General features: G+C 60.0%; 16 protein-coding genes. 6 read left to right on the forward strand and 10 right to left on the reverse strand.

Features of this window, described 5'->3' with window-relative positions:
- Positions 1 to 121: 121 nt before the first annotated feature.
- Complete coding sequence (locus ACLK1G_RS10420) at positions 122 to 2,968, forward strand: valine--tRNA ligase (protein ID WP_420765367.1); 2,847 nt, start codon at positions 122 to 124, stop codon at positions 2,966 to 2,968.
- 190 nt (positions 2,969 to 3,158) lie between these two features.
- Complete coding sequence (gene rlmF / locus ACLK1G_RS10425; protein ID WP_420765368.1) at positions 3,159 to 4,178, forward strand: 23S rRNA (adenine(1618)-N(6))-methyltransferase RlmF; 1,020 nt, start codon at positions 3,159 to 3,161, stop codon at positions 4,176 to 4,178.
- 171 nt (positions 4,179 to 4,349) lie between these two features.
- Here rlmF and ACLK1G_RS10430 read toward each other — a convergent pair whose 3' ends face one another.
- A complete protein-coding gene (locus ACLK1G_RS10430; RefSeq protein ID WP_030139622.1) occupies positions 4,350 to 4,631 on the reverse strand; it encodes an HU family DNA-binding protein in 282 nt (93 codons plus the stop codon).
- Between the two features lie 395 nt (positions 4,632 to 5,026).
- Here ACLK1G_RS10430 and yejK point away from each other — a divergent pair, with 395 nt between their 5' ends.
- The gene (gene yejK, locus ACLK1G_RS10435; protein WP_420765369.1) at positions 5,027 to 6,031 is read left to right on the forward strand and encodes a nucleoid-associated protein YejK; all 1,005 of its coding nucleotides are present in this window, start codon (positions 5,027 to 5,029) and stop codon (positions 6,029 to 6,031) included.
- A gap of 217 nt (positions 6,032 to 6,248) precedes the next feature.
- Here the strand turns inward: yejK and ACLK1G_RS10440 are convergent, their stop codons facing one another.
- From ACLK1G_RS10440 to ACLK1G_RS10460, 5 genes are all read right to left on the reverse strand, one after another.
- Entirely contained in the window at positions 6,249 to 7,184 is a 936-nt protein-coding gene (locus tag ACLK1G_RS10440) for a glutathione S-transferase family protein (RefSeq protein ID WP_420765370.1), read from the reverse strand.
- 79 nt (positions 7,185 to 7,263) lie between these two features.
- The gene (locus ACLK1G_RS10445; RefSeq protein ID WP_420765371.1) at positions 7,264 to 7,587 is read right to left on the reverse strand and encodes a GIY-YIG nuclease family protein; all 324 of its coding nucleotides are present in this window, start codon (positions 7,585 to 7,587) and stop codon (positions 7,264 to 7,266) included.
- Positions 7,588 to 7,627: 40 nt separating this feature from the next.
- A complete protein-coding gene (locus ACLK1G_RS10450) occupies positions 7,628 to 8,098 on the reverse strand; it encodes a nuclear transport factor 2 family protein (protein ID WP_420765372.1) in 471 nt (156 codons plus the stop codon).
- An 87-nt stretch (positions 8,099 to 8,185) separates the two neighbouring features.
- Positions 8,186 to 9,514, reverse strand: coding sequence for a CynX/NimT family MFS transporter (locus tag ACLK1G_RS10455; protein ID WP_420765373.1), 1,329 nt, complete (start codon positions 9,512 to 9,514; stop codon positions 8,186 to 8,188).
- Positions 9,504 to 10,163: a FadR/GntR family transcriptional regulator gene (locus ACLK1G_RS10460; protein WP_420765374.1), complete on the reverse strand. Its 660-nt coding sequence runs from the start codon at positions 10,161 to 10,163 to the stop codon at positions 9,504 to 9,506. The genes ACLK1G_RS10455 and ACLK1G_RS10460 overlap by 11 nt, the downstream gene beginning before the upstream one ends.
- A gap of 167 nt (positions 10,164 to 10,330) precedes the next feature.
- Here ACLK1G_RS10460 and ACLK1G_RS10465 point away from each other — a divergent pair, with 167 nt between their 5' ends.
- Entirely contained in the window at positions 10,331 to 10,642 is a 312-nt protein-coding gene (locus ACLK1G_RS10465; protein ID WP_420765375.1) for a type II toxin-antitoxin system MqsR family toxin, read from the forward strand.
- Positions 10,639 to 11,124 carry a type II toxin-antitoxin system MqsA family antitoxin gene (locus tag ACLK1G_RS10470; protein WP_420765376.1) on the forward strand — a complete coding sequence of 162 codons (486 nt, stop codon included), beginning with the start codon at positions 10,639 to 10,641 and terminating at the stop codon, positions 11,122 to 11,124. Before ACLK1G_RS10465 ends, ACLK1G_RS10470 begins: the two co-directional genes overlap by 4 nt.
- A 56-nt stretch (positions 11,125 to 11,180) precedes the next feature.
- On the opposite strand, the gene ACLK1G_RS10475 is transcribed toward ACLK1G_RS10470, so the two are convergent.
- From ACLK1G_RS10475 to ACLK1G_RS10490, 4 genes are all read right to left on the reverse strand, one after another.
- Positions 11,181 to 11,945 carry an amino acid ABC transporter ATP-binding protein gene (locus ACLK1G_RS10475; RefSeq protein WP_003178331.1) on the reverse strand — a complete coding sequence of 255 codons (765 nt, stop codon included), beginning with the start codon at positions 11,943 to 11,945 and terminating at the stop codon, positions 11,181 to 11,183.
- A gap of 10 nt (positions 11,946 to 11,955) precedes the next feature.
- Entirely contained in the window at positions 11,956 to 13,053 is a 1,098-nt protein-coding gene (locus tag ACLK1G_RS10480; RefSeq protein ID WP_420765377.1) for an amino acid ABC transporter permease, read from the reverse strand.
- A 10-nt stretch (positions 13,054 to 13,063) separates the two neighbouring features.
- Positions 13,064 to 14,245 (reverse strand): amino acid ABC transporter permease, encoded by a 1,182-nt coding sequence (locus ACLK1G_RS10485; protein WP_420765378.1) that lies wholly within the window; start codon positions 14,243 to 14,245, stop codon positions 13,064 to 13,066.
- Positions 14,246 to 14,310: 65 nt separating this feature from the next.
- Positions 14,311 to 15,342, reverse strand: a complete 1,032-nt coding sequence (locus ACLK1G_RS10490) for an amino acid ABC transporter substrate-binding protein (RefSeq protein WP_186610954.1) — start codon at positions 15,340 to 15,342, stop codon at positions 14,311 to 14,313.
- A gap of 470 nt (positions 15,343 to 15,812) precedes the next feature.
- Here ACLK1G_RS10490 and ACLK1G_RS10495 point away from each other — a divergent pair, with 470 nt between their 5' ends.
- Positions 15,813 to 16,469 (forward strand): alpha/beta hydrolase, encoded by a 657-nt coding sequence (locus ACLK1G_RS10495; protein ID WP_420765379.1) that lies wholly within the window; start codon positions 15,813 to 15,815, stop codon positions 16,467 to 16,469.
- Positions 16,470 to 16,548 lie beyond the last annotated feature (79 nt).

The following is a 16,548-nucleotide window of genomic DNA, read 5'->3' on the forward strand; positions in this document are numbered from 1 at the left end:
CAAGCTCGCGCCCACAGGGGTCAACTGTCTCCGCATTCATCGCAGCTTGTGGCTTGCACCAGCCCTGCCCGCTATACTTCCCGGCTTTTCCTGAATAAATGCCTATAGGGTCCCGCCGCGCATGGATAAGACCTACCAGCCGCACGCCATTGAAACTTCCTGGTACAACACCTGGGAGTCCGAGAATTATTTCGCTCCGCAAGGCGCGGGCGATTCCTACACCATCATGATCCCGCCGCCGAATGTCACCGGCAGCCTGCACATGGGCCACGGTTTCAACAACGCGATCATGGACGCCCTGATCCGTTTCCGTCGCATGCAAGGTCGTAATACGTTGTGGCAACCGGGCACCGACCACGCCGGTATCGCCACCCAGATGTTGGTGGAGCGCCGCCTCGAAGCCCAGGGCCAGAACCGTCATGACCTGGGTCGCGAAAAATTCCTGGAGAAAGTCTGGGAATGGAAAGAGGAGTCCGGCGGTACCATCACCCGCCAGATCCGCCGCCTCGGTTCGTCCGTGGACTGGAGCCGCGAGCGCTTCACCATGGACGACGGTCTCTCGGAAGCGGTGAAGGAAGCCTTTGTGCGCCTGCATGAAGACGGTCTGATTTACCGCGGCAAGCGCCTGGTCAACTGGGACACCAAGCTGCACACGGCGATTTCCGACCTCGAAGTGGAGAACCACGACGAGAAGGGTTTCCTGTGGAACCTGAAGTACCCGCTGGCCGACGGCGCCAAAACCGCCGAAGGCAAGGATTACCTGATCGTTGCCACTACCCGTCCGGAAACCATGCTCGGCGACGCCGCCGTGGCGGTGAACCCGAACGACGAGCGCTATAAGGCATTGATCGGCAAGTTTGTCGAGCTGCCGTTGGTGGGCCGTCGTATTCCGATCATCGGCGACGATTATTGCGACCCTGAATTCGGCACCGGTTGCGTGAAAATCACCCCGGCCCACGATTTCAACGACTACGAAGTCGGCAAGCGCCACAACCTGCCGCTGCTGAACATCTTCGACAAGAACGCCAATGTCTTGCCAGCAGCCCAGGTATTCAACCTCGATGGCACGCTGAACGAGAACGTCGACGGCCAGATCCCGGCCGAATACGCCGGCCTTGACCGCTTCGAGGCACGCAAGCAGATCGTCGCGGCCTTCGAAGCCGCCGGCCTGCTGGTGAGCGTCGATGATCACGCCCTGAAAGTCCCGAAAGGCGACCGTTCCGGCACCATCATCGAGCCGTGGCTGACCGATCAATGGTACGTGTCCACCAAGCCATTGGCCGAGCCGGCGATTGCCGCCGTGGAAGACGGCCGCATCCAGTTCGTGCCCAAGCAATACGAAAACATGTACTTCTCGTGGATGCGCGACATCCAGGATTGGTGCATCAGCCGTCAGCTGTGGTGGGGTCATCGCATCCCGGCCTGGTACGACGAGTCGGGCAAGGTCTACGTTGGCCGCGATGAAGCCGAAGTCCGCGCCAAGCACAACCTCGGCCCGAACGTTGCCCTGCAACAGGACAACGACGTTCTCGATACCTGGTTCAGCTCCGGCCTGTGGACCTTCTCCACCCTAGGCTGGCCGCAGCAGACCGAATTCCTGAAGAAATTCCACTCCACCGACGTGCTGGTCACCGGCTTCGACATCATTTTCTTCTGGGTCGCCCGGATGATCATGATGACCATGCACTTGATGAAAAACGAAGACGGTACCCCTCAGGTGCCGTTCAAGACCGTTTACGTCCATGGCCTGGTGCGCGACGGCCAGGGCCAGAAGATGTCCAAGTCCAAGGGCAACGTCCTGGATCCGCTGGACATCATCGACGGCATCGACCTGGAAACCCTGGTGCAGAAACGCACCTCCGGCCTGATGCAGCCAAAACTGGCGAAGAAGATCGAGAAAGCCACCCGCGAAGAATTCGCCGACGGCATCGCCAGCTATGGCACTGATGCCCTGCGTTTCACTTTCTGTTCGCTGGCATCCACCGGCCGCGACATCAAGTTCGACATGGGCCGCGTCGAAGGCTATCGCAACTTCTGCAACAAGATCTGGAACGCCGCGCGTTACGTGTTGGATAAAGGCGAAGATTGCGGCCAGAACGGCGAAGCCTACGAGCTGACCCTGGCGGATCGCTGGATCATTTCCCAGCTGCAACGCACCGAAGCCGAAGTAACCCGCCAGCTCGACCAGTTCCGTTTCGACCTGGCGGCGCAAGCGCTGTACGAGTTCATCTGGAACCAGTATTGCGACTGGTACCTGGAACTGTCCAAGCCGGTTTTGTGGGACGAAAACGCTCCGGTCGAGCGCCAGCGCGGCACCCGTCGCACCTTGGTTCGGGTATTGGAAGTGGCCTTGCGCCTGGCGCATCCGTTCATGCCGTTCATCACCGAGGAAATCTGGCAGCGCGTCGCGCCGCTGGCTGGTGCACAGGGCAAAACGATCATGCTGCAACCATGGCCGGTGGCCAATGAGAGCCGCATCGATCCGGCGGCCGAAGACGACATCGAGTGGCTGAAGACCTTCATGCTCGGCCTGCGCAACATCCGCGCCGAAATGAACATCGGTCCGGGCAAGCCGCTGACCCTGTTCCTCAAAAACGCCAGCGCCGAAGACCTGCGCCGCCTCAATGAGAACGAAGCGCTGCTCAAGAAGCTGGCGAAGCTTGAATCGGTGACCGTGCTGGCTGCCGGCGAAGAGGCGCCGCTGTCGGCCACCGCGTTGGTTGGCGAGATGGAAGTGCTGGTGCCGATGGCCGGGCTGATCGACAAGGCCGCCGAACTGGCGCGCCTGGACAAGGAAATCCTGCGCCTGAAGGGTGAAGTCCAGCGCGTTGGCGGCAAGCTGTCGAACGCCGGCTTTGTCGACAAGGCGCCGGCCGAAGTCATCGAGAAGGAACGGGCCAAGTTGGCCGAGGCTGAGCTGGCCCTGGGCAAGCTGGCCGAGCAACACGCGCGGATTTCCAGTCTGTAACGGTTGTTCGCAATGAAAAGGGAGGTCCAGCTCGACCTCCTTTTTTATGCCTGCCACTTTTCTTTCAGGTATCGCCCCCCTGTGGGAGCGAGCTTGCTCGCTCCCACATTTAACCCGCGCAGTCATCAAGAACGGACCAGATGTGGGACAATGCTCGCCACTTTTTGACCAGCCCCGAATCGACCCGCCCATGACCGCCCCTCGCACACCCAAGCCTGCCCGCCAGAAGCCCAAGCCTGCCACCGAGGCCAAGGCGCCACGGGAGAAAGCCAGCCTGCACCCGCGCAACCGCCACCAGGGCCGTTATGACTTTGCGGCGCTGATCAAGAGCACGCCCGAACTGGCGAGGTTCGTAATCATCAACCCCTACGGCAAGGAAAGCATCGATTTCGCCAGCCCTGAAGCCGTGCGGGTGTTCAACCGGGCGCTGCTCAAATCGTTTTACGGCATCGCGCATTGGGACATTCCCGCTGACTACCTGTGCCCGCCGGTGCCAGGGCGTGCGGACTATGTGCATTTTCTCGCCGATCTGCTCGCCAGCCACAACGAAGGTGAAATCCCCCGCGGGGCTGCGGTAAAGGTGCTGGATATCGGCACCGGCGCCAATTGCGTCTATCCGCTGATCGGCTACAGCGATTACCGCTGGCATTTCCTCGGCTCGGAGATCGATCCGACGGCGATTGCCTCGGCCAAGACGATCGTGCAGTCCAACGGGCTGACCAAGGCCATCCAGTTGCGCCAGCAAACCAACCGCAAGCAGATTCTGCTGGGCCTTCTGGAAAGCGCCGAACGCTTCGACCTGACGATGTGCAACCCACCGTTTCACGCCTCCCTGGAAGAAGCGACCAAGGGCAGCCAGCGCAAATGGCGCGCGCTGGGCAAAGCGGATCCGAAGCGCAAGTTACCGGTGCTGAACTTCGGCGGCCAGGCGGCGGAGTTGTGGTGCGAGGGCGGCGAGGCGCGGTTTGTCACGCAACTGATCAGCGAAAGCGCACAGGTGGCGGGCCAAGTGTTGTGGTTCAGCACCCTGGTATCGAAGGCGTCGAACCTGCCGGCCATCGAGACAGCGCTGAAAAAGGCGGGGGCCTTGCATAGTCAGGTGGTGGAAATGTCCCAGGGACAAAAACAGAGCCGCTTCGTGGCCTGGACCTTCCAGACCGAGGCACAGCAACAGGCTTGGGGCCAGTCGCGTTGGGTTCGCAAGGGCTGAGTGGAGCCACCCAATACAAAGTACTCGCAGTTGGGGCTGCTGCGCAGCCCAGCGGGAGCAAGCTCCCTCGCCACGGGTTTACTGCGACAGCATTGCCGTCTCACTGGTTTTTCCAAGGCAATAAAAAACCGTGCCCGGATCGCTCCGCGGCACGGTTTTTATCGGGCGGTCTTACTTGTTGACCGCGTCGGTCAGGCCTTTGGCCACAACCAGCTTGATCACTTTCTTGGCCGGGATTTCGATGGCTGCGCCAGTCGAAGGGTTGCGACCGGTACGGGCAGGACGCTCGGTGACTTTCAGCTTGCCAACGCCTGGCAAGGTCAGTTCGCCGCCGTTTTCCAGCTGATCGGCAACGACTTGGCCCAGTTGGTCCAGCAGAGCACGCACGGTAGCTTTAGGTGCGTCTACAGATTCAGCCAAATCAGCGATCAGTTGGTCTTTAGTAAGAGCCATGTAGTGTTCCTTCCCTATCAAATTCATATGGATTGCAGAGTGCAGTGTCAGCCATCGAGCCCGATCTGTCTGATCAGCCGCCCTCGGTCATCACCACGACGGATCGGGGTAATAGATGCCGAAATCCGGGTTTGGTTCGACCTGACAAATGCTGAATGCACGCTTAACGCAGTGACATCGCGTAAGACCGGGCAAAACTAGCACAACGCCTGTGAAATATCCGCCTCTACCTACCCATTTGGTCAGCTTTATTGCGCTAAATCGGTAAAAAAATGCTCGCAGGGTGTCGGAAGGGTCTGAAAGGGCCTTCGACGCGTTGCAAAACCAGTGATTGCGGTACACTGAGCCCTTTTTCGGGGAGCGCGCCCTCCTCTCTTTCACCAGCCGAGAAATCCATGCCGATCCGTCATTGCATCGTCCACCTGATCGACAAAAAACCCGACGGCACGCCTGCTGTGCTTCACGCCCGCGACTCTGAACTCGCCGAATCCACGGCCATCGAGAACATGCTCGCCGATCTCAACGAGAGCTATAACGCCAAGCAAGGCAAGGCCTGGGGATTTTTCCATGCCGAGTCCGGCGCGCATCCGTTCAGCGGCTGGCTGAAGGAGTACCTGGACGGCGGTAAGGACTTCACCGCCTTCAGTCGTGTGGCGGTGGAACACCTGCAAAAACTGATGGAAGAGTCCAACCTGTCGGTAGGCGGCCACGTGCTGTTTGCCCACTACCAACAGGGCATGACCGATTACCTGGCCATCGCCCTGCTGCACCACAGCGAAGGCGTGGCAGTCACCGACGAGCTGGACGTGACCCCGTCCCGCCACCTGGACCTGGGCCAGTTGCACCTTGCGGCGCGGATCAACGTGTCGGAATGGCAGAACAACAAGCAGTCCAGACAGTACATCTCGTTCATCAAGGGCAAGAACGGCAAGAAGGTTTCGGAGTACTTCCGTGACTTCATCGGCTGCCAGGAAGGCGTCGACGGCCCCGGCGAGACCCGCACCCTGCTCAAGGCCTTCAGCGACTTCGTCGAAAGCGAAGACCTGCCGGAAGACGATGCCCGGGAGAAAACCAAGACCCTGGTGGACTACGCCAGCAGCCAGGCCAAGCTCGGTGAGCCGATGGGCCTGGAAGAGCTCTCCGAGCTGATCGACGAAGAGCGCCCGAAAGCCTTCTACGACCACATCCGCAACAAGGACTACGGCCTATCGCCGGAAATCCCCGCCGATAAACGCACCCTCAACCAGTTCCGCCGCTTCACCGGCCGCGCCGAAGGCTTGTCCATCAGCTTCGAAGCGCACTTGCTGGGCTCGAAGATTGAGTATGACGAAGAGGCTGGGACGTTGATCATCAAGGGGTTGCCGACATCGCTGACTGATCAGCTCAAGCGCCGCAACTGATGCAGACAGGGTGCTGAAGAAGTGCCCGCGATATAGGCTTAAGGGCCTCATCGCGAGCAAGCTCGCTCCTACACAGTGATTAGCGGCAAACGCAGATCCTGTGAACACCCCCCCTGTGGGAGCGAGCTTGCTCGCGATAGCGGACTGACATTCAACATCAATATTGATTGCCCTGGCCCATCGCGAGCAAGCTCGCTCCCACAAGATCATTCGTTGTTCATCGGGTCTCGACCCGAAATCCAAACCGCGGAAAGTGCACATGCACCACCCCGCCACGCTCATCTTCGCGACGCAGAATCAATTCCTCGCTACCGGCAAACAGCAACTCCCCAGCCACCGGATCGACACCATAGTCCGTCGCGGCGATGGTCACCTGCTGCCCAACCGCGAACCCGTTCGGCTCTTCAAACGACTCATCCGGCAGCGCGGCCGGCGTCGCATTGCGGGCAACCCCCAAGGCTTCTTCGGCACTCATCTGGCTCGACGCGCCGTGGCCGAAACCCAGCACTCGCGCGAGCCATGCCGAAACAGCCGGATATACGTCCACCAGCGGCGAGGTCACCGGAGTGCCTTTGAGGAACCACAGCGGATGAGCCATGGCAAAGTCGGCAATCGAAGGATCACCCAGCAGGAAATCCCCCTCTTCGCGCTGCAACTGCTGCTCAAGCCGCGCCATGATCGCCGGCCATTGGTGCTTGGCCTGCTCGGCGGACAAGCGCGTGGCCGTGCCGCCACTGAACAGGCCAGCGCGGTCGCTGATGAACGCCTTGATCGCTTCAGGCGGCAACTTGGCAAAACGCACCGCCACCGACTCCGGCTGGAACACCAGACTCACCGCATGCTGGAACACCACCGAATCGGCCCACGCCGCAAAGGACGCCGCGATCATTTCACGACCTTCAGGGAACAGCGCCGGCGAGGCTTTTTCCTGCTCCAACCGACGAGCCATCAAGGCGGTGTCGCAATAGATATCCGCGCCGATTTGCAGGACCGGTGTCTTGCGGTAGCCGCCGGTGAGCGCGGTCAGGTCGGGCTTAGGCATCATCGGCGGGATGTTCACCGAGCGCCAGGCCAAGCCTTTATAACCCAGCAGCAGGCGGGCTTTTTCCGCGAAAGGAGATGTCGGGTAATGATGAAGAATCAGCTCTGACATGAGATTCGCCAATGCAGGTAGGAAGTCCCGCACTTTAGCGCGCCAAGGAACAACAGCCTACCGGCGTGATGAAGGACTATCAGCGCGGTTGATCAAGAGCCGTTGCGCTGGCTACCAGGCATTCCTTGGCGCTCTTCCTGAGCTTCTTGATCAGCCGTTCCTGGCGCAGGGCCTCGCCCTTGTCGCGACAGGCCTCGGTGTACACCAGCGCCACGGCCGGGCTGGACAGGAAGAAGCGCGCGCCCTTGCCGCTTTGATGCTTGGCGAAGCGCCGCACCGGGTCATCGCTGATGCCGCAGTACAACGAGCCATTGGCGGCCCGCACCAGGTAGACGAACCAGGGCTTGCCCGGCTCGGTCGCCTCGGGCACGCACAGCTCGGAAGATTCGTTGGCGGTCGTCACGGATGTTCAACAAGCAGGTAGGAAACAAGCCGCGATCTTATCAGCGACTGGCCTGGAACGCCCGCAGCCCCTTGAGGGCCTGCGCCCTGACAGCGTTGCGCACCAGCGGCGTCCAGCCCAGCAAGAGACCCTTGGCGCCCAAAGCCTGGCGAGACCAGCGCCACAGATCGAAATTGTCGTGGTGCTCGCAGATCTTGTCATCGCGAAACACAAAGCGCGCCTGGATATCGTTGACCACGATATTGCCGGTCTGGCTGAACAGGTACGTTGCCACCCAATGGGCGCCGCCGCTGCGCTCGTCGCTGCGCACATTGTCGAACGTCAGGGAAAAATCCTTGGCCCGAGTGGTCAACATGCGCCACATGTCACCGGCATCGCGCCCGCGCAGTTCGCCGAACGCCGGATCGCTGAACACCACGTCATCGGTATAACAAGCGCTCATGGCCTCGGCATCCAAGCGTTGGAAGGCCTGGTAGAAACGGGTGATCAGGGCGTTATGGGCATCACTCATGGACAGGCTCCGGGAAACGGTTCGACAGGCCTGCACGATAATCCCCCGCCGCCGGGAAGACCATCGTCATTCGCCATGAAAATGATATCAATGAGGCTCGGTGACTCTTTCGCTGACCACGCCGACGTACAGAGCCCGACCGGCACCGATTCCCGCGATGATCGCCCCCAGGCCAATCACGCCGAAGATCCAGCCCAGAGCACTCCAGCCGCCAGTCCAGTCATGTACCACGCCCACCGCGAACGGCCCCAGGGACGCCAGCGTGTAACCAAAGCCCTGGGCCATGCTCGAAAGGTTCGCGGCCACGTGGGCATCGCGCGAGCGCAATACGATCAGGGTAAGGGCCAGGCTGAACGTCGCGCCCTGCCCCAACCCCAACAAGATCGCCCAGCCCCACAGGCCCTCGATAGGGGCATAGAGGCAACCGAACAGACCGCCGAGGGCCATGACCATCACAATCACGATGGCGAGCCGTTGGTCCTTGCCGCGCGTTGCCAGCCATGGCGCCGCCAGCGAGCTGATCAATTGCACGATCACCGAACCGGACAGCACCAGCCCGGCCTGGGTTGGCGTCAGGCCCCGGCCGATGAGAATCGACGGCAGCCAACCGAATACGATGTAGGCCAGGGAAGACTGCAACCCCATGTACAGCGTCACCTGCCAGGCCAACGGATCACGCAGCAGACCGCGGACACGATAGGCCACGTTGTGAGCGCCGTGCTTGTGCCCAACTTGCGGTAACCAGAACACCGCGGCCAATAGCGCAGGCAACATCCAGAAACCCAGGCCAAGCGACCAGCTATCGCCCATTCGTTCGCTCAAAGGCACCGTAGCCCCGGCCGCCATCGCGGCGCCCAGGCACAGCGCCATGGTGTAGACACCGGTCATGGCCCCAGCCTGTTTGGCGAAGTCGCGCTTGACGATGCCCGGCAGCAGCACGCCGATCACGCCAATGCTGGCACCTGCCAGGATGCTACCGGCGAACAGCCCGAACTGGCCGAACGAACTGCGCAGAATGATCCCGCCAGCCAACGTGAGCAAAATCCCCAACACGACGCGCTCTGCGCCAAAACGCCGAGCCAGAACCGGAGCCAGCGGTGCAAACAACCCCAGGCAAAGCACGGGCAGCGTAGTCAGCAGGCCCGCTTGGGCAGCCGACAGTCCAAGGCTTTTTGATACATCACTGAGCAGCGGCGCCATGCTCGACAGAGCCGGACGCAGGTTCAGCGCCACCAGAATCAGCCCGAGCAACAACAGCCAGGGCCGGCGCACCAATGGATGGTTCTGCTGGGCTTGCTCATCGTCGGCTTCGGCGTCGATCAGCAGTTCTTCGAGTTCGGCGGCACGTTTGTGCGTCGTCGCGGTGGCGTGGTCAAGCGGGTCGCGGGACATGGAAAGCTCTGGTTCAGGGTTCATTGATCAACTGCCGGCAAAGGGCCTTGGCCCGCTCCGGCTCCTGTCGTTCGACGGCGTCGAGGATTTCGACATGCAGGTCAAACACGTGTTGATGGCGAGGAATGACGTTGAGGCTCTGGCGCAACTGCGCGCCGATCACGCTGGAAAAATAACGATAGAGCTCGCTGAGGGCCGGGTTATGCGCGGCATCCACCAGAAGCCGATGGAAAATCAGGTCGCAGGCGATGTAGTGCTCCAGGTCGCCGTGGTAATGCTCGCCGCTGGTTTTCAGCGCCTGGCGCAAGGCAAGCAAATCCTCATCGGTACGCCGCAGCGCCGCCAGGCCAATGGCCTCCACTTCCAGGATGTGCCGGGTTTCCCTCGCCTGCTCCAGCGAGCAGCGCGACAACGCCTTGAGCGTGTCCAGCGGATCGACCACCGCCCGCACATAGCTGCCGTCGCCCTGGCGGATCTCGATCAACCCGGAAAACGCCAGCACGCGCATGGCTTCGCGCACGGTGTTGCGGCTGATGCCCAACTCGGCAACCAGCTCCGGCTCGGTGGGCAGGCGCTGGCCGACGACCCACACGCCGTCGCTGATGCGTTGGCGCAATTGCTCCAAGGCCTGATCGACCAACGAGCGCTTTATCAATGGAGAAATGTCGGACATGGGCTTCGCCTTTTCATCCAATCATGGGATGAATTTTCTGACATGTTAGTCAGCTTCGTGTAGGACAGCAACCGCCTACGTTTTATTGGAGGTAAAAGATCCTGAAATTTCGATTGGACATAATTACCCAATATGGGTAATTTCAGAAACAGGGCAAATGACTTCTTATGGAAAAGAGCACACCCCATTACGACCTGGCGGTGGTCAAGGTCGAGACTCGCAGGTTGGGAAGCAAGGCCTTCACGCTAAGTGCGCGGGAGGGCGGCAGAAGGATGTCGCTGAGTCTTCCCCAAATGCTGCGAATCGTTCAATTGCTCGAATACAGAATGCTGCACAAATCAATGACGACCTACGCCGATCACCGAATCTGGCAAGACGTCTATCACACAACATTTCAGGATCGGGAGATCTACATCAAAGTGTCCTATCGCCCCGGCGGTGGGCATCCGGTGATCTCCTTCAAGGAGAAAAACCAATGAAAACCCAGCAATGCGTCAGCTGCGGCACTCTCGAAGCGATGCATCACTTCCAAGGCCGCACATTTGCGGTCGACTATAAGCAGGTTACCCGTCAAGTATCCGACATCGCCGGATGGGAATGCCGGATCTGCGGGGAAATCGAATTCGATCACGACACTGACAGTGCCGAGCGTTATTCCAAGGCCAGCGACCTGTTGCTCGAAGATTATGCGCTGGCCATAGGTGCGGAAATCAAACGCATCCGGCGCAAACTGCACCTCACGCAAAAAGACGCAGTGAAGCTGTTGTCGGGAGGCGGACACAACGCCTTCTCCCGCTATGAGCGCGGCGAAGTCGCCCCGGCTCAATCGCTGTTCGTGCTGATGCGGCTGCTTGATCGCCATCCGCATCTGATGGCTGAGGTCGTTGCGCTGAGTGACGGAGCCGATTTGCAGCGACTGCTGTCGAGTCGCCATGGGGAACGCGACACGGCGGATCTCTGACCTGCGGACAAAAATAAACCCGGACAAGTCCGGGTCTATTTCGCCGCCTAATCAGATCAATGCAGGATCTGGCTCAGGAACAGCTTGGTGCGGTCGTTCTGCGGGTTGTCGAAGAAGTCGTTCGGCGCGGCCTGTTCGACGATTTCACCCTTGTCCATGAAGATCACACGGTTCGCCACGGTACGGGCGAAGCCCATTTCGTGGGTTACGCAGAGCATGGTCATGCCGTCTTCGGCCAGGCCGATCATGGTGTCCAGAACCTCTTTCACCATTTCCGGGTCGAGGGCCGAGGTCGGTTCGTCGAACAGCATGATTTTCGGTTTCATGCACAGGGCACGGGCGATCGCCACGCGCTGTTGCTGACCACCGGAGAGCTGACCCGGGTATTTGTGCGCCTGCTCTGGAATGCGAACGCGTTCCAGGTAATGCATGGCGATTTCCTCGGCCTTGCGCTTGGGCATCTTGCGCACCCACATGGGCGCCAGGGTGCAATTCTGCAGAATGGTCAGGTGCGGGAACAGGTTGAAGTGCTGGAACACCATGCCGACTTCACGACGGATCGCTTCGATCTGCTTGAGGTCGTTGGTCAGCTCGACGCCGTCGACCACGATGCGACCCTGCTGGTGCTCTTCCAGGCGGTTGAGGCAGCGGATAGTCGTGGACTTGCCGGAACCCGACGGGCCGCACAGCACGATGCGCTCGCCCTGCTTGACGTTCAGGTTGATATCTTTCAACACGTGGAACTGGCCGTACCACTTGTTCACGCCCTGCATCTGAATAATGCCTTCAGGGCTCACAGGCTGTTTGATCGCTTCACTCATGAGTCAACTCCTAACGCTTGTGGCCAGTGTCCAGCTTGCGTTCCAAATGCATGGAATAGCGGGACATACCAAAACAGAAAATCCAGAACACCAGGGCGGCGAACACATAGCCTTCAGTGGCCATGCCCAGCCATTTCGGGTCGGCGGCAGCTTGTTTCACGCTGTTGAGCAGGTCGAACAGGCCGATGATGATCACCAGGCTCGTGTCCTTGAACAGCGCAATGAACGTGTTGACGATCCCCGGGATCACCATCTTCAGTGCCTGTGGAAGGATCACCAGGCCCATGCTGCGCCAGTAACCCAGGCCCATCGCCGCGGCCGCTTCGTACTGCCCCTTCGGAATGGCTTGCAGGCCGCCGCGCACCACTTCGGCCACATAGGCCGACTGGAACAGGATCACCCCGATCAATGCCCGCAGCAGCTTGTCGAAGTTCATGCCTTCGGGCAGGAACAGCGGCAGCATCACCGAAGACATGAACAGCACCGTGATCAACGGCACGCCGCGCCAGAACTCGATGAACGTCACACAGACCACGCGGATCGCCGGCAGGTTGGAGCGACGGCCAAGTGCAAGGACGATACCCAGCGGCAAGGCTCCGGCGATGCCGACGGTGGCGATCACCAGAGTCAGCATCAGGCCGCCCCACTGGCTGGTCGCCACGGTATCCAGGCCCAGCACGCCGCCGTGCAACAGGCACCAGGCGATGATCGGGTACAGCACGAGGAAGCTCAGGCCGTAGATCGCCTTGCGCGGGAAGCGCGAGATGAACAGTGGCGCCACGCCGATCACGGCCAGCCACACGGTCAGGTCCACGCGCCAGCGCAGGCCCGTCGGGTAATAGCCGTACATGAACTGGCCGAAACGCTGCTGGATGAACACCCAGCAGGCGCCTTCCTTGGTGCAGTCGGCCTGGGTGGTGCCGACCCAGTTGGCATCCAGGATCGCCCATTGCAGGATCGGCGGAATGATCAGGTAGATCAGGTAGAACGCAAACAACGTCAACAGCGTGTTGAGCCAGCTGGAGAACATGTTGGCGCGCATCCATGCCACCACGCCGATACTGCTGCTCGGCGGTGGCATGTCGGGTTTGAAAGTATGAGATGTCATGCGCGTTTCCTCACCGCTCGATCAGCGCAATGCGCTTGTTGTACCAGTTCATCAGCAAGGAAATGCTGATACTGATCGCCAGGTACACGCTCATGGTGATCGCAATCACCTCGATGGCCTGGCCGGTCTGGTTCAACACCGTGCCGGCAAACAGCGAAACCATTTCCGGGTAACCGATACCAGCCGCCAGGGAAGAGTTCTTCGCCAGGTTCAGGTATTGGCTGGTCAAGGGCGGAATGATCACACGCAGGGCTTGCGGGATGATGACTTTGCGCAAGGTCGGACCGTTGCGCAGCCCCAGGGAACGGGCCGCCTCGGTCTGGCCATGGCTGACCGACTTGATGCCCGAGCGCACGATCTCGGCGATGAACGCCGCGGTGTACACGGTCAAGGCCAGGGTCAACGCAAGCAGCTCCGGGATCAACACCCAGCCACCGACGAAGTTGAAGCCCTTGAGCTGTGGCATTTCCCAATGCACAGGCGCCCCGAAGACCAAAGCGCAGATTGCCGGGATCACCAGGAACAGCGCCAGGCCGACCCAGAATTTGTGAAACGGCTCGCCCGTCGCTTCGAAGCGCTTGTTGGCCCAGCGCGTCATCAGCACGATCGCGACAATCGCCAGCACGATGCTGATCACGAACGGCCAGAACCCATCGGCCACCAGCGCCGCCGGCATGTTCAGGCCCCGGCTGCTGACGAAGAACGTGTCACCGAAATTGTGGGCAGCCCGTGGTCCCGGCATGGTCAGGAATACGGCGAAGTACCAGAACAGGATTTGCAACAGCGGTGGGATGTTACGGAAAACCTCCACATAGACGGTCGCCAGCTTGGAGATGATCCAGTTCTGCGACAAGCGTGCGACGCCGATGATGAACCCCAGGATGGTCGCCAGGATCACGCCAATGAAGGTCACCAGGAGGGTGTTGAGCAGACCGATGACAAAGACGCGGGCATAACTGTCCGCTTCGGTGTAGTCGATCAGATGTTGGGCGATGCCGAACCCGGCACTGCGCTCCAGAAAACCGAAACCGGACGTGATGCCCCGGTGTTCCAGGTTGGTTTGTGTGTTATCGAACAGAAACCAGCCCAGCGAGATGACCGCCACGATGGTGACGATCTGAAATACCCACGCACGCACTCGTGGATCGCTGAGGCTGAACCTCTGCTTAGGTGCGCCGATTGAATTTTGCATGAAGTGCCCCGCAAAGAATGGAACAGAACATCACCCGGTGGTTGGCCCACCGGGTGATAGAACCATCAGCGCACTGGTGGTGCGTATTGGATGCCGCCTGCGTTCCACAGAGCGTTCAGACCGCGATCGATTTGCAGCGGGGTGTCTTTGCCGAGGTTGCGCTCGAACATTTCGCCGTAGTTGCCGACTTGCTTGACGATCTGCACGACCCAGTCCTTAGGCAGCTTCAGGTCTTTACCGTATTCACCGTCAGCGCCCAGCATACGAGCGACGTCAGGGTTCTTGGTGGACTTGGCTTCGGCTTCGACGTTCTTCGAAGTCACGCCTGCTTCTTCGGCATTGAGCATGGCGAAGCCAGTCCAACGCACGATAGCCAGCCACTCGTCGTCGCCGTTACGCACGACCGGGCCCAGAGGCTCCTTGGAAATGGTTTCCGGCAGAACCACGTAGTCCTTTGGCGAGGCCAGCTTGCTGCGCTGGGCGAACAGCTGGGACTTGTCGGAGGTCAGCACGTCGCAACGACCGGATTCCAGCGACTTGGCGCTTTCATCGGAGGTGTCGAAGGTGATCGGGGTGTATTTCAGGCCGTTGGCGCGGAAGTAGTCGGATACGTTCAGTTCGGTGGTGGTACCGGCCTGGATGCAGATGGTTGCACCGTCCAGTTCTTTGGCGCTCTTGACGCCCAGTTTGCTGTTGGCCAGGAAACCGATGCCGTCATAGTAGGTGATGAAGCCAGGAAACTTCAGGCCCATGCCCGCATCACGGGAGCTGGTCATGGTGGAGTTGCGCGACAGCACGTCGATTTCGCCCGATTGCAGCGCGGTGAAGCGCTCCTTGGCGTTCAACTGGCTGAACTTGACCTTGGTCGCATCGCCAAATACCGCAGCGGCAACGGCACGGCAGAAGTCAGCGTCGATACCGACGATCTTGCCGGTGGAATCTGGCACCGAGAAGCCCGGCAAGCCATCACTTACACCACATTGCACAAAACCTTTCTTCTGCACGGCATCCAGGGTTGCACCCGCCTGAGCGAACCCGCTGACGCCGAGGACTGCTGCTGCAGTCACGACTGCCAGGGTGGATTTCAGTAACTTCATTCAAACCTCCAGTTTTGCTCTTGTTGTGTCGGAGCTTGAGCCCTGTCGCACCCTTTTGAGGCATTGCCGACCCCTGTTGGCTTTTTTTAGGGTCGACCGACGTCTGGGCCTTCGCTATGAGTCTATTAATGAGAGCGCCCATCAACAGCGGCCTGCTCACTTCTCACCAATCGGCCGAACGGGCTGTAGCCCTTCACGTTCGCGAAGCCCGTAGCGGCTATTGGCGAACATCCATCACCGGATTTCTGATATCCCATGCGTCGCGTCTAGCTGATAGTGTTACCGCGCAGCGTAAGAATCATCACTCAGCTACCCCATAGCAAAGCCCGTACCATACCGCTGCGCTTACCCCATACCGGGTACGTCAAGACAAAAAGTTGTAGCATTGCGACATGTAATTAACTGAGGCACCAAGCGCGCACCGTAACCATGCACCGATCGAGCGCGCCCGCACATTTTTGGAGCACACCATGACCGACCCCTTGATTCTCGAGCCTTCTGGCACCGCCGATGCCTGCATTATCTGGCTCCACGGCCTGGGCGCCGATCGCTACGACTTCATGCCGGTAGCCGAAATGTTGCAGCAAAGCCTGCTCACCACACGTTTCGTCCTGCCTCAAGCACCCACTCAGCCCGTCACCATCAATGGTGGCTATGCCATGCCAAGCTGGTACGACATCCGCGCCCTGAGCCCCGCTCGAGCCATTGACGAAGATCAACTCGAAACCTCGGCCCAGCGGGTCATCGACCTGATGGAAACCCAGCGATCCAGCGGAATAGACGCTTCGCGAATCTTCCTCGCGGGTTTTTCCCAAGGTGGCGCGGTGGTCTATCACACCGCATTCGTCAAATGGCAGGGGCCCCTGGGGGGCGTTATCGCGCTGTCCACATATGCGCCAACTTTCAGCGAGGAATTGCAACTCTCTGCCAGCCAGCAGCGCATCCCGGTACTGGCGTTGCACGGACAATACGACGAGGTGGTGCTCAACCCGATGGGCCGGACGGCGAAAGAGTATCTGAAGCAGCATGGTGTCACCGTGACATGGCAGGAATACCCAATGGGCCACGAAGTGTTACCCGAGGAGATCCGCGACATCGGCGCCTGGCTGGATAAGCAGTTGCGCTAAGAGGCCTATCGCACGCCAGCGCTTTGATGAACACACTACGCCGCGCCCGTTTCTTGCATTACACTGGCCGGCGTACATT

The sequence above is a fragment of the Pseudomonas algeriensis genome, assembly GCF_048847255.1.
In the GTDB taxonomy this organism is placed as follows: Bacteria; Pseudomonadota; Gammaproteobacteria; order Pseudomonadales; family Pseudomonadaceae; genus Aquipseudomonas.